Here is a 20,415-nt window from a genome sequence, read left to right on the forward strand (position 1 = left end):
TGTGGCCACCAAATGGTAGATAGCGCTATGGTGCGCTGACAGGCCGGACCTGCACAGTTTCGGAAAACGGGCTGAATTGTTGCACAACGCATCAGGAATGTTGAACCTGCGAAGATGATCGAAAACCACATGGACCCCCGCCCCGGCTACGGCCTTGCAGGCCAGCGCGTGATCGTGACCGGCGCAACCGGCTTTATCGGCCAGCGCCTGATTGATGCCCTGCTGAAGCTGGGATGTAACGTGACCGCATTGCTGCGCACGCGCCATGGGGCTGCCGCACTGGAACAGGCCGGAGTAAAGACACTGGTTTGCCCGCTGCTCCCCGGCCCAACCCTGACGCAGGCGTTGGGTGGCGGGGCGGTTCTGTTTCATCTGGCCTATGATTTTAGGGCCTCCGGCGCGGAAAACCTTGCGGCTTTTGACGCGCTCATTACAGCCGCCGAAGACGGGTCCTGCAAACGCATCGTGCATCTGAGCTCTGCTGTGGTCTATGACAGCTGGCCCAACGGGCCAATCGCCGAACATAACCCGATCACACCGGAAGATGCGCAAAGCTATCGCGGCGCCAAAATCGTGATGGAACAGAGACTGCTACAGGGGAAATGCGACGCCGCCATCTTGCAGCCAACCATCGTCTACGGACCCGGCAGCGCGCTCTGGACCAATGCGCCACTGGCCATGATGCGCAGGGGTGGCATCATCCTGCCCGACCCACCTGGGCAGTGTCCGGCCGTGCATGTCGATGACGTGGTACAGGCCGCCCTGCGCGCGGCCTCATCGCCCCAGACCGGGGTCGAGCGATACCTGATCAGCGGCCCGGACACGCTGGGATGGAAGACGTTTTTCGAAGGCTATGCCCGCCTTGCCGGATGCGGAGAGGTTCGGATTGATCCGGCTGCAAACCCGCCCCCGCCGCCCAATGGCAATGCGCCCGCAGGCCCCTCTCTGGCGGGGCAACTCAGCGCGCATCTGCGCCGCCTTGTCGGGCGCCGCCGGGTCGAGGCCGCCGCGGACTGGGCACGATCCGTTCAGGCCCGGCTGGCGAAACCCTGGCCCGTGATGCCTGACATGGCAGGGCGCAGGCTTTTTGCCGGTCAGCCAGAGGTTTCAACCCGACATGCACAGGATCAGATCGGCTATGCACCCCGTGTTTCCTTCGACGAATGGATCGAGCACATGCGGAAACAATCGGTGCGCTGATTCAAGACTGCCTTGTTTTTGGAAACACCCATTCCGGGTCTTTGCCGGGAACGACAAATTGGTTGGCTTCGTTCCCGATCTGTCCTATCCGATGAAGAGAGAAGGTTTCCAATCTGCTAAGCTAATTTTAATTCAGTGTGACTTTGTACGATCAGGATAGATTATGAACTACGAAACCTCGCACCATCTTTCCCTCAAGCAGCTTATCGCGGCGCGCGATGCGCGGGTTGCTGTGGTTGGGCTGGGCTATGTCGGGCTGCCGCTGGCGCTGACCGCCTATGATGAGGGGTTCGATACCACCGGCGTTGATCTCAACCCTGACCGGGTGGCACGGATCAATCAGGGCGATCAGGTCATATCGTATCTGGCGTCAGACCGGATCGCACAAGCGGTAGACAGCGGCAGGTTCCGCGCAACGCAGGACGCCGCGGCACTGGCCGAGGCCGATATCATCCTGATCTGCGTGCCGACACCGCTGACCGATGCACAAGACCCGGACATGCGCTTTGTCGCCGCCGCCGCCGAAACCATCGCGCAGCATCTGCGCCCCGGTCAGATGGTGGTGCTGGAAAGCAGCGTCTGGCCCGGTGCCACGACCACACTGGTTCAGCCGATCCTTGAGGCGGGCGGTCTGCGCGCGGGTAGTGATTTCTTCCTGGCGTTTTCGCCCGAGCGCGAAGACCCCGGCAATGACAAGTTCGACACGCACAGCATCCCGAAGGTGGTGGGCGCCGACGATCCGCTGTCGCGGCAATTGGTCGAGGATTTCTACCGCGCTATCGTCACCAGCGCCGTTCCGGTCAGCTCGGCCGCCACAGCCGAAGCGGTGAAGCTGGTCGAAAACAGCTTTCGCACCGTCAATATTGCGCTGGTCAACGAGTTGAAGACCGCGCTTGAAGCAATGGACGTGGATGTCTGGGAAGTGATCGAGGCCGCGGCCACCAAACCGTTTGGCTTCATGCCCTTCTATCCCGGTCCCGGAATTGGTGGGGCCTGCATCCCGGTGTCTCCGGCCTATCTGGCCTGGCGCGCCGCGGATGCAGGATCTGATACGCCGCTGATCAATCTGGCCCGTACCAGCAATGACGCCGTGCCATCCATGCTGGCGGCACGGATGGCGGCCGAACTGGCGGCGCGTAACGGCTCGGCCATCGCCGAGACCGGGCAGCCCCTGACCGGACAGCGCATCCTGCTGATGGGCATCGCCTATAAGCGCGATGTCGAGGATACCCGCCGCAGCCCCGCGCTGGTGCTGCTGGACGAATTGGAAAAACTGGGGGCCGAGGTCGACTATCACGACCCGTATTTCCCCCGCCTGCCCGAAGGCGGCGAATATCCGCAACTTGCAGGCCGAACCTCCCAGCCGCTGACGGCGGACAACCTGAAACGCTATGCGGCGGTGGCCGTGATCACCGATCACAGCGCCCCGGATTACGGTCTGGTCGCGCGCGAAGCGGCGCTGGTTTTTGATACGCGCAATGTTTTTGAAAAAGCGGGGATCAGGGTGACGGACGGGCGTCTGGTCAAGATGTGACCCCCTCAGCCCCCTGACATTTGGTGACCGAAACGCACGTTCATCTGGCATTCCATCCAAGCAACCGCGGATTGACAGAGCGGTGCCATAGGCGAACCTTTGCACATTTTCAGGGGTGCGGGCGTTCCATATTGCTGTCACAAAAGTTTTGAGAAACTATCCTCTCAGACATTCCTATGTCTCAATAAATTATAAAGCGGTGTGGCACGAGTAGTGGAGCAAAGCTCCTCCCGGTAAAAATAACCAAATTTTAACCCTCTGTAGTTCAAAGTTTTGCCATGATTTCACCGCGAAATCATTATGGGCATCTGCCCAATGGCTGAACTGCAACCACTTGAGGGCTGGCCAGACCAAGACCATAGCCGGAGGACTTGGAGAACATGATCGGAGTTATCGGAATAGCCATTCTTGTCGGCTTGTGCGCCGGCGGGTTTGCTTTGTTCTCCGGTGCGTCCATCCTTATGGCTCTGGGCAGCTATGTCCTCTTCGGCTGGCTGTTCATCATTGCTGCTCTCATCGTCATCGGTGCTGTCAAAGCCGTGAAGACACGCGTGCAGAAACAAAACCCCGCCTATTCCAGCTAAGCGCCTAATCCCGCCCGGCGACCCTCTTGGCCACATAGCCCAGAAACGCCCGCTGCGGGTTTCTGATCTGCGGGCGACCGGACGCGGCCCAATAGGCCAGCCAGTCCGCTTCCAACGCATAGACATCGCGGCCCGGTGCCATTGCCCTGGCTTCCTCCAGCGCCTGTGACGGCAGGATCGGTTTGTCCGGTCCCTCGACCACCTGGCCACGGCGCGAAAAGCGGATCAGGTCGCCGGGCTCTTCGATCATCTCATAATCGGGCAGGTGATCGGCTGCGATCATGTCGCGGATCATTTTGCGGAACACCCGCCGGGGCGAGGCCGAGCCCGATTTCTTCAACAGCACCTCGACCGAAATCCGCCACTCGGGCTGACGACCGCAATGTTTGCGCGCCAGCTCATAGATGCGCCGCTCGAGCGGTTTGCGCAGGCGGAAGTAATCGCGGCTGAGGGTCAGCACGGATTTCGCCAGCACCGCGCGAAACAGCCAGTCCGACAGTTTCACACTGACGCTGACCATCCGGCCCGCCCGGGTGTGGCGAACGATTTCCCAGCTTTCGATCAGGCCGAACCCGGTGGTGGTTTCCTTCTCGCCGGTGACAATGTTGGTGGTGATCCGGGTGCCTGCCAGCCGCTCAAACGCTTCGCGCAGACGCTTGTAGCCATCGCCGCTGGTTTCGCGATTGGTGGCCACCAGCAGATCATGCGCCTTCAGATGCAACACCCGGCTGACCGTCCGGCCCGCATTGATCGCTGCCATCAACTGACTGATGCAAAAGATCAGGATGTCCTTGTCGTGGATCGTCGCCAGCCCCCGCACCGAGGGCGTCACCGTGATCTCGACCCCGTTATGCTCGTAATTGAGGATCCGGCGATCCGGCCGGGTCGAGAGCGAAAACATCGGATGCTCCATCGAGCCCATATCTGTCTTGGGCAGCGCATCGAAGATATCGCATACAAAAAAATCACCCGTTGGGTGCCGGTCGGGCAACAACGCCCCTGACCCGCTCATACTGCCCTGCCCATATGTCCTGCCCGAATCTTTGTTCGTGGTTTTATTGACGCCTACCGTAGAGTTATCCACAGGAAGCGTAAAGCCGCCGAAACGTGGGATCAGAGTCACTCCAACGTGGGATCAGAGTCGCTTGAACGTGGGATCAGATTCACTATGAATGCTCAAGAATACAAAAACCTCTTTTTTTTCTTATACTTAAAAGCATCAGGATTTCTCCGTAACTAATAAGATAACAGGATTCTAACTGGATATTTTTTTGCCGGACACTCAAAACCAGTGTTTCAATCGATAGTTACCCCTTAATTTTGCTTAGAAAATCCGGTTTTATGCTCATAATGCTTCCACATGCTTCCTTTTGTGGTATATTAATCAAAACATAGCACATAGGCAGGTTTTCAATGCGAGCAGCAACCTCCGAGGGGCTTCCCCCCTATTTCAATATCGATCCGGATCTGGCTTATGCTGAACTTGGAAATCCAACCGGCACGGGTGAGTTTTCACAAATCGCGGATGCCTGTGCCCGGGGGCGTAGCGACCTGGCGAGCCGGGGGCTGGAAGAAAACGGTCAGAAAAAGCTGCGCCTGTTTTCAACCTGGGAAATCACCAAATATCTGATCCCTGTCGCGCCTGCTCATTTTCGCCGGGTCCTGAAGGGCAACCCGGATCTGCCGCAGGGACAGTCCGAAACGGAAGGCGGTGCCAAGTGGTTCACGCTGGATGAGGTTCTGCGGCTGCGGGCGCATTTTGCCTCGGAGGGGTCCAAAGCCAAGGAGTACCGCCCTTACCGGCCCAACGGGCTACCTGCCAAGATCGTGTCCGTGGCCAATTTCAAGGGCGGTGTTGGCAAAACCTCGACCTGCGCGCATCTGGCCATGTCGGCGGCTCTGGACGGTTACAAGGTGCTGGTCATCGACCTGGACAGCCAGGGTTCGATGACGTCGATCTTTGGCGGCAAGGTGAGCGATGAATGGCAGACGGTGTTCCCCTTACTCGCCCGTCATTACGCCACCCATCTGCGCCGCGACAATCAGGGCCGGCTTGATCGGGGTGAGGCACCGCACCCGATCGACGACACCTTGTCCGAAGCGCTGAAGGTCCGCAGCAGCGATCTGATCCAGACCACGCATTGGCCGAATATCGACCTGATTGGCGCGCAGCTGAACCTGTATTGGGCCGAGTTCCAGATCCCGGTCTGGCGGATGCAGGGCCGCAGCTGGAAGCTGTGGGATGCGCTGACCGATACGCTGGACGAGGATGGGGTGCTGGACGACTATGACATCATCTTCATCGATACCCCCCCTGCCCTTGGCTATCTGACGATCAATGGGCTGGCCGCCTCGGATATCCTTCTGGTGCCCATGGGGGCGTCATTCCTGGAGTTCGACTCCACCGGGCGCTTCTTTGACATGCTGCATTCCACGTTTCAGTCCATCGAAGACGGAGAGAACATGGCGGCCCGCGCGTTGGGACGCCCCGAGATGGCCTTTCAGTGGGACGCAGTGCGCACAATCATCACCCGCTATGACGGCAGCCAGCAGGCCGAGCTGGCCGGGCTGATGCAAGCCTATCTGGGCCGCACCCTGTCACCGCATTGGCAGGGCTACACGGCGCTGATCGGGCAGGCCGGGGAACAGGTCAACGGTATCTACGAGGCCGATTACCGTGACTTCAACCGCGAGACCTATGTGCGCGGGCGGGAAACCTTCGATGCCACCTATGCCTCGTTCAAGAAGCTGCTGATTGGCGTCTGGCGAGGTGAGGAACTGGCCCAGCAGGCCGAAGCGGCGGGAACACCGGAATTGGCGCTAAGGTGATCATGTTTCGCGCGCGAAACACATCAGTGGCGCCCGAAACAGGGTCTGATCCGCGCTGGAAAAGGAGAAAGTGATGGCAAAACGCAAACGGTTGACCCCTGCCCGGCCGGATTATCTGGAAGACACCCGCCCTGCCCCCGGGTTGAACCCCATGTTCCCTGCGGATACGCCCCGCGCTGCGCCTCCGGTTGCACAGGTGGCCGGAGCCACGGCGGCTCAGGCGGCACTGGAGGAGCTGTCCGGAGAATTGCGTGCGGCCCGTGCCGAGGGGCGGTTGGTGCAGGACCTGCCGCTGGATTCAATCGAGGAAACCTATCTGGTGCGCGACCGGCTGGCGGCTGATGACGCGGATATGGAGGCGTTGAAGGAAAGCCTGAAAGCGCGCGGTCAGCAAACCCCGATTGAGGTCGTGGAGCTGCCGGAAGGGCGTTATGGGCTGATCTCTGGCTGGCGTCGGATGACAGCGCTGCGGGCCTTGGCGCAGGACATGGGCGAGGCCCGCTTTGAAACCGTGCGTGCCTTTCTCAGGCAACCACAGAGTGCATCTGACGCTTACGTGGCCATGGTCGAGGAAAATGAGATCCGCGTCGGGCTGAGCTATTATGAGCGCGCCCGGATCGTGGCACGCGCGGCAGAGCAGGGGGTTTACCCGGACGAAGCCGCCGCCCTGCGCGGGCTGTTTGCCTCAGCCAGCCGGGCCAAACGATCCAAGATCGGGTCCTTCATCGCGATCTATCACGCGCTGGACGATCATCTACGGTTTGCCTCGGCCATCCCTGAGCGGTTGGGATTGTCGATTGCGAAGGTTTTGAAGGAGGAGTCGAAAGCGGCTGCTTTGATCGCCAAAGCCTTGCAAGGGGTCGCGCCCGAGACATCGGAAACTGAGATATCGGCTCTGACCCGCGCGGCAAACAGCCTGTCATCAAGGGATGCAAAATCGCCCGCTCCCGAGACGGCCTCGAAAGAGACATTCGGTGACATTCACTTGAAACAGAGTCGAAACGGTTCACAAGTCACCCTGTCCGGCCAAGGGATGTCTGAAGAATTTCTTATGGAACTGAAAACCTGGCTACACGCACGCAGTACCTGATGTTTCGCGCGCGAAACCGCTCTTTCTTTCACCCCAACAGGTCTGCGGCCGGGTTTTCGGCGATATCGACGTCATCGTAGTATTTCTGCGCCTGTGCCATGGAGCGGTGCAGGGACAGGCGCATGGCGGCCTGGATCGGGGCACCGTCCAGCGCGGCTTGCGTCAGAAACCCCGAGCGCAGCCCGTGAGGCGAGGCGAAGCCTTCGGGCAGTCCCGCCAGTTTCAACCGGTGCCGAACAATCTGGTAGATCGCATCCGGGCTGAGCCGGCGCTTGAGCACCCGATCCACCTTGGAGATGGGGCGGAAGAGCGGCCCATCCCCGATCTGGCCCACCTCGATCCAATGCACCAGCGCCTGTGCCGCGCGGGTCTTGAGCACCAGCCGCGGTGTTTCCCCCTTTTGGGTGGTCTTGGTTTCCAGCAGTGAGATCCACACTAGGCCCTTGGTCTCGAACTCTTTCAAGGACACATCTTCCCGCATCAACCCGGTGATCTCGGACCTTCGCCGCCCGCCCGAGGCCCAACCCAGCATCAGGAGCGCCCGGTCGCGGCAATCCCGGCGGCTGCCGCGGCAGGTGGCCAGCAGCTGCTCCAGCACGTCCCGGGTGATGGGATGGGCGGATTTCGGGGCCGGGGGCCGGGCGGCGGCGCGGCGCGCCTTGGCGCGGGCCTGCTTGACCTGCGGGGTATCAAACGGGCTGGTGAGGTTCTTCATCCGGTGAAAGGCCAGCCAGGAGGCGATGCGCCGGTCCAGCGTTGAGGGGGCCGGGCAGGCCAGCGACTTGCGCAACCCCTGCGCGATCAACATCTCGACCGTCTGGCGGGCGCGATCGTCCACAGGCGCGCCCGTCAGGTCGCGCGCATGATCGAGGATAAAGGCCAGTGCGGTGGCTTCGCTTTCGGGCCAGTCCAGAGTCGTGCCAAAGCGCGCAGCCTTCCACGCGGTGATGTAGAGCAGGTCGCGCTCATACGCGCGCAGCGTATTGGCTGGCGTGCCGCGCACATAAAGATCGGTGAGCGCCTCCTGATCTTCAGCGGAGAGGGCGGGAGCGGCGGTGGGAAGATAAGGCGCAAGATGAGGCACATTCTGTGCGCATTTTCCGGCGAAATCAATCAATCATGATAAGGGATACTTATCGGGTGTGAAGAGGAATTTACGATGTATCAAAAGTAGTGAGCGAAAAGCTACAATTATGCGCGTAATTAAGACGGGAAGGGGAGATTGTAATCGCCAAAAGCTCGCGACAGAGCGCTTTGGCTCCAGTTTTTCGAAACAACTTTGGATTGGATGAGAAACTGCGTTATTGGGTCAATTTATTCATTTTCAACAAGTCTATCAGTTACGCTTTCAGCTTAGTTTTGTCGCAGTCCCGTGTGTGCCGACAGACCCTGTGATCGTTTTTCGCGCTGATCGTGACGACTGGTGATCCTAATCAAAACGGATCTGGCACCGTGAGCCAGTTGATGACGAATGGCCACCTCCGGCTCCTGATTCCGACGCGTTGCAATGATCATTGCCTTTAGGTCCCGACGCTGCTAAATGATCTGATTGCAGTTTTGCATTGAGCGATTGCATCGCCGCTTCCAAACACTCCAGCGCATCAACGGGCAAACGTACAAAAAAACGGTGGTGTCAGAGGGTTTGCTCTCGCTCAACTCGAAATCAATATTTAGTTGTACTTGTGATTTGTAACACAGCCACCTTATCCTGTCATACTCTCCAAGACGAAACCCCGGTGATTTTCGAAATCCGTATTTTGTCAAATTGTCTTTGGAACCGGACCTGCCCCGTTTTCGTTCTGCCCCGAGTGCTTATTTTCTCGTCGCTTGCGCGGCGGGTGTGGGCAGGGTTGGCTGCTTCTGCATTGTGGAAGGTTGGCCTCTTGTGTGGCCTTTGGACAGCGCGCCGCGCGCGATTAGACAACACCTTCACATCCTTGAAGCTACTTGGCAAAAGCCCACCGGCGGGATGTCAGATAAGTAATCACCGGAACGGATACGATAATCACGCTAAGCACAAGAAAATAGTCCAGCCCAGCTAGATTGACCATGAAGTAGACGATCACCTGGTTGAGAAACAGGCCAAAGCTCGCAACCGCCAGGAACCGTGGCATAGCCTGCCTGTGACCAGCCTTGGATTGAAAGCTGAATCGGTGATGACCGAAATATGACACTATAAACCCAGCTCCAAAGCCAAATGCGTTGGCTGAGAATGGATGCAGGTCGCAGGTTTCAATCAATGCAATCGCAACGAGAGCATGAGTGACCGTCGCGAGGAAACCAACAACCCCGAAGGACAGGATACTTCTTAGATCAAAGGGTTTCACGAGTGCTCGTCCAGACCTGAAACGACACGTTCCACCACAAAGTGAGGGCGTCGTTTGCTTTGCAGATAGAGCCTGCCAATATACTCGCCAAGAATACCAATCGTCAGAAGCTGAACCGAGCTCACCATCAGCACCACCACCATCACCGAGGACCAGCCTGAGACGACATCCCCGGTAAACCATTGGAATAGAACCCAGACGATCAATGCGAGCCCTAGTACGGTGGTCAAAAGTGCCAGCCATGTCGCCAGGCGTAGTGGAACAATGGAAAACCCGGTGATGGCATCAACAGCCAAGCGTAGCATCTTTTTAAACGGGTACTTGGTTTCCCCGGCAAAGCGTTCTGCCCGGTCATACGACAACGCTACTTGCCGAAACCCTAGCCAGCTGACCATGCCGCGAATAAAACGATCTTCTTCCGGCATAGTATTCAGGTAATCGACTACAGTGCGGGACATTAGGCGGAAATCACCGGTATCGAGCGGAATGTTGACATCGGTCAGTTGATCCAGCAGGCGATAAAACGCAGCTGCGGTTATCCGCTTGGCTACCGTTTCACCTGCCCGCTGCCGACGTTGCCCATAAACGACATCAGCTCCGTTCTGCATCAGCTTCAGCATCTCGGGCAAAAGCTCGGGGGGATCTTGTAGGTCCGCATCCAACACCAGAATATTTGCACCGCGTACATACGTCAGCCCGGCTGAAAGCGCTTTCTGATGCCCGTGGTTTCGAGACAGGATAATTGCACGGATATTGAGCCTGGTTTCTGCAAGCTCTGTAATCATGTCCCGTGTGCAGTCGGTGGACCCGTCATCGACCAGGATGAGTTCCCAGGATGATCCAACGCATGTTTCGGCGACGGCGCTGACCCGGCGAATGAGTTCCGGCAAAACCGCTTCTTCGTTGAAGCAGGGCACTACGATTGACAAGCTGACGATGGCCTGTTCCATCCGTTCTTCCGTATCCGATTTTTGTACTTTGATCATCGTTACAATAACTCTTTCCGGTCCGCGCGACGATTAAGGTTTTTGACCTCAGATATTGGATAAAAAAATAATTTCAGTGCAATGGTGTGCGTTTCGGAAACAGTTTCTTCCCTTATTGCTCGTCTTCAGAGCGTCGGATGACAAAAGACAGGAGATTCACTAATAACAAAGTCGGAGTTCGAAGAAAGGTGTTGTAGGGTGACATTGGTTTGTGTGGTTCCTAATTGGACTTCTTTATGACCAAAGTCAGGATACCGGCACGGCTTCTGTTTGTGTCAGCGATCATTGCAGCCCTTTTTTTTCTGTCTACTGCCGGGATCGGCATCGCAAGATCTGGCTTCAATCCGGATGAATGGCGGTTTGCAGCTGGTCTTGAGCGTGTGTTCGCTGAAGTTCACGGTCGCTGGGCGACGCATTGGGCTCACGAGGTTCTTTTTGAACAGGGTGCGTCGATTGCCACCCTGATTTTCATTATTTTTGCGGCTTTATTTGGGGCTGCCGTTCTGATTGCACGTGAGGCTGTTGCGATGACGGGGTCAGCCATGGTCGTAGCTTCTATCCTTGCAGTTTTTCTGGCCGGGTCTTCGCATATCTATCTGACCGAGCTTTTGCACTATCAAACGCTGGCACCGTGGTTTTGTCTTGGTCTTCTCGCATCCGTTGGGGCCATGGTATTGGTTGAGCCCCCGGGTGGACGGTCGTGGTCTGGACTGTTTCTGCGAATGGCCGTAGCCGCCGAACTGCTGGCCATATCCATTGGTTTTTATCAAAGCTATGTTTTGTTGGGGTTTCTTATCCCGGCCCTGGTTCTGATCCGGGTTGATCGGTTTGATCACCGGAAATGCCTGTTTTTTTTGTTGAGGGTACTGGTCGTCTCAGGTGCCGCTTTGATCCTGTATCAGCTGCAACGTGACGCCACGATTTACGCTCTGGATCTCAAGGCAGATTTCCGTTTCTCGGGTGGTGTGGATACTGCTGTACTTGCCGATAAGCTGTCGGCCCTCTACTGGATTGAGAGGTTGATACATAGCGGTGGACTCCTTGGGGTGCCGTCTTTTTATAGGCACCTGTTTTTGTTGAGCATAGTTGCCGCCTGCATCTTGGTTATGGGTGCGGCGGCGATATCCGTGTTTGCCGCCAGCAGGCTTGCTGCTGGTGGTTGGATAGGGGGATTGCGCGTGTTAGTCGGAGGGCTAGGTGCGCTCTTCATCTTGCCGGTTCTGATCTGGTTTCTCTATCCGGAACCTTATTTGATCGGGCGTAGCATCGGGTTTGTCGGGTTCATCTTCGCGGGCACTGTTTTGGCTTCGGCCACGGTTATCGCGCAAGCGATAGATGGGATGCCTGTATCACGTCTGGTGCAGGCTGGAGTGATGGGTTTGTGTTTGGTTTTTGGCGTAAGTCAGGCTGTTGCCTCATCACATATCTGGCCCCTGTTTAACCAAACGGCGGAGCGGGACATTGAATTGGCGGACGCTATCGTAGAACGGGCCCGGACACTGGATGAATTCGATGTCAGATCTACACCGATCCGATCCGTCGGTGAGCCCTGGTCCCCGTCTTTGAAATTCGGCGATTTTCAAACCCAAAGTACGTTTCATCGTGGTGTGGATATGAACTCCATTTTTCAGGTTCGCTATGGTGCGACTGACTACGCCGGGTCGGTGTTGACCCCACCGCGGGCATGCATGGGATTTCCGGCAGAGGGATCGGTTTTTTTGGTCGAGGATACATTGTTTGTCTGTTTCGAAGATTTGAAACCTTTGCCAGCTCAATCCATCTGTTTTCCACTGAGGGAGGATGCGCGCGGTGCGATTTGTTATTCGGATAGGATGGCCGTTCTGATCGGCCAGACCTGCGCCGACATTGATCCCGGTACTGGTCAGATAGTTGCAGCCCAACTGGATGAAGCCGGGCGATGGATAAGATCGAGTCAGTTTTACTGGCAAGCTAAAGCTACCGAGATGAACGGCCTTTGCTATCGGTTTGCCGAGACGGCTGACCTGCCGCTCTCGACTTTGCGGATCGAGCATAAGTTGTCAGCGTCCGAAACGGCATGGATGATCGAACATGACATTGAGGATGCACGCCCTCTGAGGGAAATATTCGATACAGTCAATTAACGGGAGTATGTCGTAATGGAGAGCAGGAATGCATTTGGGCTTGTCATTTTTCTGGCAAGCGGTGCGATACTCGCTTTTCTGACGGGCGTTTCGGTCGCAGTTCTGAACCTGCCACCGACAGCTTTAATCCGCGAGGTTAAGGATACGGCAGAAGAACTGATCCGGGGTCCGTGGTATCGTGACCCCCGGTGGATGCCGCGCCGGTATGAAGGTGTTGGCCTGGTAAAGCATGACACTGAACGCAGTTGGGCCGGGCTTACGATCGTTCAGGGCATGTTCGACGAAGGCATACAGGCGCGGGTTTACGACGCGGATGGTACGCTTCTGCGTGAGTGGCCGCTTGATTTTCACACCATCTGGCCTGATCCGACCCATATCGTGCCTGCCAGCGCAATCCCCCATGGATCGGGAGGATATCACACGCAAGGGATTTCTCTGGAGAAAGACGGCTCTGTCCTTGTCAACTTCGCAGAGCGTGGCACTGTCCGTCTTGGCCCTTGTGGTGATGTTATTTGGACCGTTGACCAGATGACCCACCACTCGATCACAGAAAACCCGGATGGAAGCTACTGGATTCCAAGTAAGCGCGATCCTTCAACACTGACTTCGGAATACATGCTTCCGGGTGCCTCAGTCGAGGCGATCCTGAATTCCGACAATTATTATGCCGATTCAGCCCTGCGGATTGATCCGGAGGGCCGCGTTATCGAAGATATCCCGATCCTTGAACCGGCAATCGACTGGTTGGCCGAGCACCAGGAGTTTGACATCATCTACGGGCTTAATCCGGAAGATCTAGATCCCGTACACCTCAATGATATCGAAGTTGTCACCCCTGCACTGAGTGTGCGAATTCCTGGCTCGGAAGCCGGCGACTTACTACTGTCCATGCGTAATCTCAACGCGCTGGCTGTGCTTAACAAAGCCAGTGGCAAGATTATCTGGATGCAGCACGGTCCATGGGTGCAGCAGCATGATCCGGACATCGCGCCTGACGGGACCATCACGGTTTTTGATAATGGCGGTGGTGCCATGGTGCCTGGGCGCGATTTCGCCGGGGCACGTATTCTTCGGTTTGATCCTGCAACCGGTCTGACCGAGACGATTTATCCGAAGACAGAGGATCAGTTGTTTTTCAGCTTCATAATGGGCACGCACCAGACTTTGCCTAATGGGAATATCCTTGTGACCGAAAGCATGTCTGGCCGTGTTTTCGAAATCACCCCAGATGGAGAGCTTGTCTGGTCTATGGTGTTTGTGGCCGGAACCCGCTCGGCTGCGCTCGTAGAAGAGGCACGGCGCTATCCGCTAGATTATGTCAACCGGTCCGTCTGGGTCTGTTCCTGATCACTACACGCCTGCGGGTAGCCGGAGCGCGTGGCAAGCGAGGCATAGATCGCCTCGGCCTCCGCGACCAGTGCCGGTGAAAACTGCTCGGGATCGGTTTTGCGTGTCAGTGGGCGGATCATCTCGGTCGTTCCGGATAATCCATCCGGATCCAGATCCAGCGTCAGACACAGTTGTCGCAGGACCGGTTCGGGATCAGAACAAAGCGCCTCATAGGGTAGTATCTGAACGTGTTCGCACCGTTCTTCGACATGTCGAAATGCGGCGATCCAATAGGCCAGCCAATAATCGTGTGTGTCTGGTGTTGTGTGCTCTGACAGCCCGGAAAATCCGAATGGGCGGTGCAGTTCTCCAAACTCGAAATGGCCGATATCCGCCATATACCGCGTGACAAACGAATCTGCGGCCTGTTGCACGGCGAAATTTCGATGTTGACGCAAAAGCGAGGCCACGTGTTCCAGCGGATGACGCAAGACAACCAGAATATGAGCATCGGGCATCATCTCTGTCAAAAGGTCGATACGTGCGATGTTGGCGTTATTCTTTGAGATATAGCGTGCCGTGGCGCTGTTCCCGGGGCGTCTGAGGGACACAATCTTTTGCATGTGTTTGCGAAAAAATGCTGTCGCTTCCGTATCGTGATGATGTGGTTGCCAAAGCGGAATACGCTGTGCACGTCGATAATGATCGGGCCAATGTGCCTTCCAGAACACTTCTTCAAAGCTTTCGGGGCTGTCGAACCCAATTTGCACCCCATCGCCATGAGCGCGTTCGCGGGTTTCTCCGTCCCGACGGAAGCGCCCAAAGAACCGGTCCCAGAAAATCGGCGCCAGAATAAACGGCATGTCGCGATAGGTGTGAGAGGCCAGGTCCGGATGTTGGGACAGAAGCTCCAGTACCAGTGTTGTTCCGGCACGGGCCAGCGATGTAATAAGCACAGGGTTGCGATCATTGGCGCCCTCAAAATGCCGGATCAGCGTGCTGTCTTCGATATCAGCTGCGACCATTTGGACCGACGGGCTCGTAAAAGCCAACCGGTGAAATATCCGTTCGGACCGGCTGTATCTTACCTCGAAGCCCACACTCGCCCCTTCAAATACCAAAGCACGATCAGAGAAACAGACAGGATGATGATCACATCCCATCGCAAAAGCCAGGCGGTGACGGCTTCAGTCTCGGCAAGCCCTAAGGCATTCGCCGTCAGGATTGGGGCCGCGCTGATGGCGAGGATTGTCAGAAAGCGCCAGAGTATTTGTCCGAAACAACCGAATAGGCGCAGCGATGCGCGTTGCACCGCTGTTTCGCGTGCTTCTTCGTTCAGGTTAGGGTCGCGCATAGCCGCAGCGGCACCAGAAGCAATACCAATTGCTGACATTGCTGTCGGTATGAGGCGCAACACGGTTAGGGCTAGCACAAAGGCAGCTACGGCGGTCAATCCGACAGCTATGATCACGTGTTTGATTTCGGGTCGTTGTCGGATGCCCCGTCTACAGGTTTCCGCCGTCGTATCATGCGCTTGATCGGGTACCATACGAATCCGACAATCGCGAGCAGCACAGCGCCAATAAGTGCGATAAGTGTGCCGATTGCGCCTAACCCGGCACCAGGTCCGATATAAGCCATTGCGACCGTGGGCATGATAAAGAACCCGGATAAAAGAACTAAAATACGCATGGTGATGATCATCCCAACCTTCAACTCATATGAATACACGGCAGCGGGGCAATAGCCCTGCAATCGTCACGAACGTTAGCATTTTAGTGCCTCGGTACAAAGGTTCAAAACTGCCCGCGCGCCCTAGTTGCTTGCACCTCCGTGACGATGTGGAGCGGATTATCCGGTTTGCAAACAGGACGATACAGGTCGAGGTCGGTTTATCGCACCAATATATCGTACAAGAAGCGTCTATGGTTGTCGGACTGGTATCGAACGCTTTCAAAGCATGGGTCGCTTGGATTTATGAGACATACCGGCTCTGAGGGGATGAGTGTTTCGTTTGTAAGCACAAAGGTCCCGCCTAGGCTCTGTTTAAAGCCAGATAGTGAGTTAAGATTTTATTTTGTAACACAACCACCTTATCCTGTCATACGCCCTAAGAACTCAACGAGGGAGATTTGAGCAATACACCGCTCTCAGATTTCCATCGGATTAACTTTGCTCTTGATAGTTTATTTAAATGGAAACCATTTTGACCTGTTATGTCCAGCCAATGACCATTTTGAAGATTCAAAACCATGATTTCAGAGCTCAAAGATAAAGGCTTGTTCTTCAGGTTCCTCAGCATCAGTGTTCTGGGTACGGCTGCGGATTATCTGTTGGCGCTGCTGCTCGTGTTGGGTTTTGCGGCCCCCTATATTTTTGCCTCGATATGCGGCTTTGTGCTGGGCTCATTTGTCAATTACTGCGGGCATAATATCTTCAGCTACGAGCACACCGACGAAGGCACAATCTCGCTCCGGGGATATGGTAAGTATCTGATTGCGGTTTTGTCATCTTTGCTGGCCCGCCTCACTGTAGTGGCGGTTCTGGGATATGTGACGGCTTTACCTTTCTGGTTCATCCTGCTGATTGCGATCGGAGTGTCTTTTGTCGTCAGCTATGTGGTTTCGACGCTCTGGGTGTTTCGCAAACCGGGCTAGGTGTCGATGTAAAGCTCGTACCACATCATGTAGTTCAAGAGACCCCAGAGCGGGCGGCCATTATCCCGTTTTCCGGTTAGATGGTCATCGATCAGCGTCTGCAATGCCTGAACCCGAAACAAGCCTGTGCGCCGAATATTCTCGGGTCCGAGATAGCGCATCATTAGATCCTTGAGCTCGGTCTTGAGCCAGCGGGAATAGGGCATTTCAAGCCCAACTTTCTTTTTGTTGAGAATGCTGTCGGGTAGATCGTTCTCCATTGCCAGCCGCATAAGATGCTTCTTGCGCCGGTTCTTCATTTTCAGATGTGAAGGGACTGTAGCCATAAAACCGGTCAGTTCCGGATCGGTAAAGGGCACCCGGGCCTCAAGAGAATGCGCCATGGTCATCCGATCATTTTTGATCATCAGGTCGTCGGGCAGGAAAATGGTTGAATCGATATACATCAATCGTGACAGGATCTCTTCCGCACCACAGTGTTCGTAAGCCGCCTGGAAATGTCGCACCGAAGGCTGCAAAGATTCGGTGCCCGCCAAACCATCTGCGTAAAGGTCTAGTTTTTCAGCTTCTCCCAAGACAATCCGCCACCACAGGTGTGCTTCTTCCGGCGGCAGATCCAACCCGCCTAAAAAACGCTTGGCCTTGAATTCAAAGCTGAGTTTCTTGTCCGACACGGGCAGACAGTTCACCAGAGGCTTCATCACGCCGTTCCGAATGAAACCGGGCACCTTCCGGGCTTGTTTGTACATGTTGTAGGCTGCGTGTGTATCATAGCCGGCGAAGACCTCGTCGCCGCCTTCACCCGATAGAACGACAACCACTTCATCCTTGGCCAGTTCGCTGATGAAATACGTCGGTATTGCAGACCCGTCCCCATATGGTTCGTCGATGAAGCTCAGGTACCTTGGCAACATGTCCCGCACCATATCGGCCGTGACCGTCACCTCTCGGTGTTTGGTGTTAAACTTTTCGGCCACAATTCGGGCATAGGGCAGCTCATTGAAACTCTGATCTTCGAACCCGACGGAATAGGTGTGGATCGGTTCATCCACATGTTTGTGCATGAGTGCGACCAGTGTACTGGAATCCAGCCCCCCTGACAGGAACACGCCAATCGGCACATCTGCAACCAGGCGCCGCTGCAAAGCTTTATCCATCAGGTCATAAGACCTTTGAATCGCCACTTCTTCGGTTATGCCGGGATCAACGTGGAAGTTCAGATCCCAATACCGCTGCGTCGTTACTGCGCCGTCGCAGGTGACAGTCATGTGATGCCCCGGCGGTATTTCGGAAATACCGTCAAAGGCTGTCTGGGTTCCTGGAATGTAGTTGAAGGTTAGGAAATCATGTAGGGCCTGCATCGATGGTTTCCGCACAACCCGGTCATCGGCGATGATCGCCTTGATCTCAGAGCCAAAGCGAAAATGGTGATTATCTTTCTGGTAGAAGAAGGGTTTAATCCCATAGCGGTCGCGTGCCAGGTGCAATGATTTACTGCGCGTATCCCAGATCGCAAATGCAAACATCCCATTGAGTTCCGGAATCATGTCGAGTCCAATTTCCTCGTAAAGATGGATCAGAACCTCGGTATCCGTGCGAGACTTGAAGACATGGCTGCGCTCTTCAAGGCGGTATTTCTCTTTCAGTTCCTGAAAGTTGTAGATTTCACCATTGAAGACAATCACCACAGTGCCGTCCTCGTTTGTCATTGGCTGATGACCGGCATAAGATAGGTCAATCACCGAAAGACGCCGAAAACCCAGCGCAACGTCCTCGTCCAGCCAGACGCCATCATCATTGGGTCCACGATGGGCCAACGTTGCTGCCATTGCCGTGATCAATTCTTTTTCGGGGTGATCAGCCGCCGGGTCGACCTGCAGGATTCCGCATATTCCGCACATCTCAATCGTTATCCTTTACAGTACTTGCACTCTTTTCTGTGGCATGGGCCTTAGTCGGATCTGCTAGGTTGACCACCACGTCTCCCCCGCCCAGCGAACCCCGGAACCGCGCAACGGTAGCGTATTCCTTTTTGACCCTCTCCAGTATTCTCGGATATGTGGTCCGGGCGTGCACCGGCATCGTATAGACCAACCAGGTTCTGCCTGACTGCGAGGCCAGGCGATCCAGATCATCGGTCGTTTCGATGACATCCCATCCCTTGTCATAGTATGCATTGAACGGAAATCCTGCGATCCCGACAGCAAGAACCGTGTCCTGGGGCTGCCGGTCGCCTTCAATCAGATCGATGGCGCTACCGAAGTCCTGTTTTGGCAGATACACGTGCCGGAGGGACAAGAGAGATACGGCCAAGATAACCGAGCACAACAGTGCTGGCAGCCATTTCATGGCCGGGGTGGGTAATTGCGCCGCGTGCGCCGCCAACTGGCCGGTCACAAAGGCCCCGCGGATCACAATGAGGATTGCAAACCCAAAGGCAAAAAAGAAAAACCGTGGAAACAGAGTATACCCGATGCTGGTCATCACCATGAACCCGACTCCAACCGGGATCAGAAACAACGCCACAACGGCCGGTCGCGTTCGGGCAAAGCTGATGGCACCAATCGTAAAGACAAGGCCGGCGGCTATCACAACACCAGCACTGGCCAACCCGATCTGCAGACTGCTGAACAGTTCCGCCAACGCCCAAAAAGGGTTGGTCCACTCGTTGTCTTCGCCCTTCAGTCCAGAATTCAATAGCGCCCCGCCGACCATACTGGGCAAGACCAGAGCATAGACCAGAAACGTAAACAGACCCACCGGGATGAAACCACAAAACAACCCGTTCCAGCGATAGCGCTTATATTGCTCGTTTTGCTGGAACCAGGCGGTGCCCCAGATTGCAAAATGCGCAAGCGCCATCAGCCCCATGGTTGGGTGCGCATATGCTCCCAGTACCACGGCAAGGCAATACAGCCCCCATTTGCGGGGGCATCCCTGACGCATGGCGTCCAGAAACCAAGTGCTGGAAAGCAGGGCAAAGAACAGCAATGCGGTGTAACCACGCGCATTCTGGCTGAACCAGATGTGGTGATAGGAAAACGCCAGCAGTGCTGCCGCAAACAGAGCCTCGCGAGTCGGGCCGACACGGCGGGCAAAAAAGTAAATAGCGGCAATGCCAGCAATGCCAAAACCGACCGCAGGCAATCTCAAGACCCAGACACCGTCACCGAAGACCGACAAGGACAGGCGGGCCAGCACCGAAAACAGGACATGGTTGTTTGCATCGTGATAGGTGCTGACGATCTGCCCGATTGTGAGGGGCATGTAATTTACGGATGTCAGAATTTCATCATACCAGATGCCAGTATCAAGCCGATAAAGCCGCAAAGCGGTAGCGCACACCAACAGAAGGCCAAAGATCAGTGTCTGAGTTGAACTGGCGGGGGAAATCTCACAGCGTTGTGGGGACAGTGGGCGACCAATCGGCAGAAACCGCAATAACAGAAGATATATTCCTATGATGATGAGCCCGGCCTTGAATAGCCAAATCCCCTGAGCAAAGGCTGGATCAGTTACGGTATCTGTGCCGCGCAGCACTTGGGTAAAAAGGCTGGCTGGTAAAAGCAGTCCCAATATGACACCCGCCACCCCCGTCAAAACGCCAAAAGAAAACCTGACCATCCAACTATGCCCCGAACGCTTTGCGGAGTTTTGCAGAACCCACTCTACTTATGTCGATAATACGACAAAGTTCTCATTTCTTTTCACTCATATCAATTTTTGGGTTAGCAGGAACTAATTCTGTAGATGCTC

General features: G+C 55.8%; 17 protein-coding genes. 8 read left to right on the plus strand and 9 right to left on the minus strand.

The genetic code is table 11. The features are described from left to right. Positions 1-129 precede the first annotated feature (129 nt). The 3 genes from ACR0EK_RS16500 to ACR0EK_RS16510 all read left to right on the plus strand — a co-directional run bounded on the left by ACR0EK_RS16500 (position 130) and on the right by ACR0EK_RS16510 (position 3,318). Entirely contained in the window at positions 130-1,200 is a 1,071-nt protein-coding gene (locus ACR0EK_RS16500; RefSeq protein ID WP_480871337.1) for an NAD-dependent epimerase/dehydratase family protein, read from the plus strand. Between the two features lie 163 nt (positions 1,201-1,363). After that, complete coding sequence (locus ACR0EK_RS16505; protein ID WP_480900679.1) at positions 1,364-2,734, plus strand: nucleotide sugar dehydrogenase; 1,371 nt, start codon at positions 1,364-1,366, stop codon at positions 2,732-2,734. Positions 2,735-3,114: 380 nt separating this feature from the next. Then, positions 3,115-3,318 (plus strand): hypothetical protein, encoded by a 204-nt coding sequence (locus tag ACR0EK_RS16510; protein WP_480484468.1) that lies wholly within the window; start codon positions 3,115-3,117, stop codon positions 3,316-3,318. Between the two features lie 4 nt (positions 3,319-3,322). On the opposite strand, the gene ACR0EK_RS16515 is transcribed toward ACR0EK_RS16510, so the two are convergent. After that, on the minus strand, positions 3,323-4,330 hold the full coding sequence (locus tag ACR0EK_RS16515; RefSeq protein WP_209507478.1) for a replication initiator protein A: 1,008 nt from the start codon (positions 4,328-4,330) through the stop codon (positions 3,323-3,325). A 401-nt stretch (positions 4,331-4,731) separates the two neighbouring features. Between ACR0EK_RS16515 and ACR0EK_RS16520 the strand changes: the two genes are divergently transcribed. Then, entirely contained in the window at positions 4,732-6,147 is a 1,416-nt protein-coding gene (locus ACR0EK_RS16520) for an AAA family ATPase (RefSeq protein WP_480871339.1), read from the plus strand. 73 nt (positions 6,148-6,220) lie between these two features. Beyond that, positions 6,221-7,237 carry a ParB/RepB/Spo0J family partition protein gene (locus tag ACR0EK_RS16525; RefSeq protein ID WP_209599308.1) on the plus strand — a complete coding sequence of 339 codons (1,017 nt, stop codon included), beginning with the start codon at positions 6,221-6,223 and terminating at the stop codon, positions 7,235-7,237. A gap of 28 nt (positions 7,238-7,265) precedes the next feature. On the opposite strand, the gene ACR0EK_RS16530 is transcribed toward ACR0EK_RS16525, so the two are convergent. From ACR0EK_RS16530 to ACR0EK_RS16540, 3 genes are all read right to left on the minus strand, one after another. Beyond that, complete coding sequence (locus ACR0EK_RS16530) at positions 7,266-8,354, minus strand: tyrosine-type recombinase/integrase (protein WP_480900673.1); 1,089 nt, start codon at positions 8,352-8,354, stop codon at positions 7,266-7,268. Between the two features lie 826 nt (positions 8,355-9,180). Next, positions 9,181-9,564, minus strand: coding sequence for a GtrA family protein (locus ACR0EK_RS16535; protein ID WP_480871343.1), 384 nt, complete (start codon positions 9,562-9,564; stop codon positions 9,181-9,183). Beyond that, on the minus strand, positions 9,561-10,550 hold the full coding sequence (locus tag ACR0EK_RS16540) for a glycosyltransferase family 2 protein (RefSeq protein ID WP_480871344.1): 990 nt from the start codon (positions 10,548-10,550) through the stop codon (positions 9,561-9,563). Before ACR0EK_RS16540 ends, ACR0EK_RS16535 begins: the two co-directional genes overlap by 4 nt. 236 nt (positions 10,551-10,786) lie before the next feature. Between ACR0EK_RS16540 and ACR0EK_RS16545 the strand changes: the two genes are divergently transcribed. Together ACR0EK_RS16545 and ACR0EK_RS16550 are read left to right on the plus strand one after the other, a co-directional pair. Next, positions 10,787-12,673: a hypothetical protein gene (locus tag ACR0EK_RS16545; protein WP_480914846.1), complete on the plus strand. Its 1,887-nt coding sequence runs from the start codon at positions 10,787-10,789 to the stop codon at positions 12,671-12,673. A 15-nt stretch (positions 12,674-12,688) separates the two neighbouring features. After that, positions 12,689-14,020, plus strand: a complete 1,332-nt coding sequence (locus ACR0EK_RS16550) for an arylsulfotransferase family protein (RefSeq protein WP_480871346.1) — start codon at positions 12,689-12,691, stop codon at positions 14,018-14,020. Here ACR0EK_RS16550 and ACR0EK_RS16555 read toward each other — a convergent pair. From ACR0EK_RS16555 to ACR0EK_RS16565, 3 genes are all read right to left on the minus strand, one after another. Continuing rightward, on the minus strand, positions 13,987-15,027 hold the full coding sequence (locus tag ACR0EK_RS16555) for a sulfotransferase family protein (RefSeq protein WP_480900729.1): 1,041 nt from the start codon (positions 15,025-15,027) through the stop codon (positions 13,987-13,989). The two genes, ACR0EK_RS16550 and ACR0EK_RS16555, sit on opposite strands and share 34 nt — an antisense overlap. Before the next feature lie 59 nt (positions 15,028-15,086). Next, positions 15,087-15,356, minus strand: a complete 270-nt coding sequence (locus tag ACR0EK_RS16560; RefSeq protein WP_480871348.1) for a hypothetical protein — start codon at positions 15,354-15,356, stop codon at positions 15,087-15,089. Between the two features lie 113 nt (positions 15,357-15,469). Next, a complete protein-coding gene (locus ACR0EK_RS16565; RefSeq protein ID WP_480871349.1) occupies positions 15,470-15,694 on the minus strand; it encodes a hypothetical protein in 225 nt (74 codons plus the stop codon). Positions 15,695-16,254: 560 nt separating this feature from the next. Between ACR0EK_RS16565 and ACR0EK_RS16570 the strand changes: the two genes are divergently transcribed. Then, positions 16,255-16,659 (plus strand): GtrA family protein, encoded by a 405-nt coding sequence (locus ACR0EK_RS16570; RefSeq protein WP_480871350.1) that lies wholly within the window; start codon positions 16,255-16,257, stop codon positions 16,657-16,659. On the opposite strand, the gene asnB is transcribed toward ACR0EK_RS16570, so the two are convergent. Both asnB and ACR0EK_RS16580 read right to left on the minus strand, forming a co-directional pair. Then, complete coding sequence (asnB, locus tag ACR0EK_RS16575) at positions 16,656-18,560, minus strand: asparagine synthase (glutamine-hydrolyzing) (RefSeq protein WP_480871351.1); 1,905 nt, start codon at positions 18,558-18,560, stop codon at positions 16,656-16,658. The two genes, ACR0EK_RS16570 and asnB, sit on opposite strands and share 4 nt — an antisense overlap. Before the next feature lies 1 nt (position 18,561). Next, positions 18,562-20,283, minus strand: a complete 1,722-nt coding sequence (locus ACR0EK_RS16580; protein WP_480871352.1) for a glycosyltransferase family 39 protein — start codon at positions 20,281-20,283, stop codon at positions 18,562-18,564. Positions 20,284-20,415: the final 132 nt, after the last annotated feature.

It is taken from the genome of Ruegeria sp. AE4 (genome assembly GCF_056542185.1).

Coding starts and splice junctions, on each gene's coding strand:
- ACR0EK_RS16500 (WP_480871337.1), top strand. CDS start 130: ATGGACCCCCGCCCCGGCTACGGCCTTGCAGGCCAGCGCGTGATCGTG.
- ACR0EK_RS16505 (WP_480900679.1), top strand. CDS start 1,364: ATGAACTACGAAACCTCGCACCATCTTTCCCTCAAGCAGCTTATCGCG.
- ACR0EK_RS16510 (WP_480484468.1), top strand. CDS start 3,115: ATGATCGGAGTTATCGGAATAGCCATTCTTGTCGGCTTGTGCGCCGGC.
- ACR0EK_RS16515 (WP_209507478.1), bottom strand. CDS start 4,330: ATGAGCGGGTCAGGGGCGTTGTTGCCCGACCGGCACCCAACGGGTGAT.
- ACR0EK_RS16520 (WP_480871339.1), top strand. CDS start 4,732: ATGCGAGCAGCAACCTCCGAGGGGCTTCCCCCCTATTTCAATATCGAT.
- ACR0EK_RS16525 (WP_209599308.1), top strand. CDS start 6,221: ATGGCAAAACGCAAACGGTTGACCCCTGCCCGGCCGGATTATCTGGAA.
- ACR0EK_RS16540 (WP_480871344.1), bottom strand. CDS start 10,550: ATGATCAAAGTACAAAAATCGGATACGGAAGAACGGATGGAACAGGCC.
- ACR0EK_RS16545 (WP_480914846.1), top strand. CDS start 10,787: ATGACCAAAGTCAGGATACCGGCACGGCTTCTGTTTGTGTCAGCGATC.
- ACR0EK_RS16550 (WP_480871346.1), top strand. CDS start 12,689: ATGGAGAGCAGGAATGCATTTGGGCTTGTCATTTTTCTGGCAAGCGGT.
- ACR0EK_RS16555 (WP_480900729.1), bottom strand. CDS start 15,027: ATGGTCGCAGCTGATATCGAAGACAGCACGCTGATCCGGCATTTTGAG.
- ACR0EK_RS16560 (WP_480871348.1), bottom strand. CDS start 15,356: ATGCGCGACCCTAACCTGAACGAAGAAGCACGCGAAACAGCGGTGCAA.
- ACR0EK_RS16565 (WP_480871349.1), bottom strand. CDS start 15,694: ATGCGTATTTTAGTTCTTTTATCCGGGTTCTTTATCATGCCCACGGTC.
- ACR0EK_RS16570 (WP_480871350.1), top strand. CDS start 16,255: ATGATTTCAGAGCTCAAAGATAAAGGCTTGTTCTTCAGGTTCCTCAGC.
- asnB (WP_480871351.1), bottom strand. CDS start 18,560: ATGTGCGGAATATGCGGAATCCTGCAGGTCGACCCGGCGGCTGATCAC.
- ACR0EK_RS16580 (WP_480871352.1), bottom strand. CDS start 20,283: ATGGTCAGGTTTTCTTTTGGCGTTTTGACGGGGGTGGCGGGTGTCATA.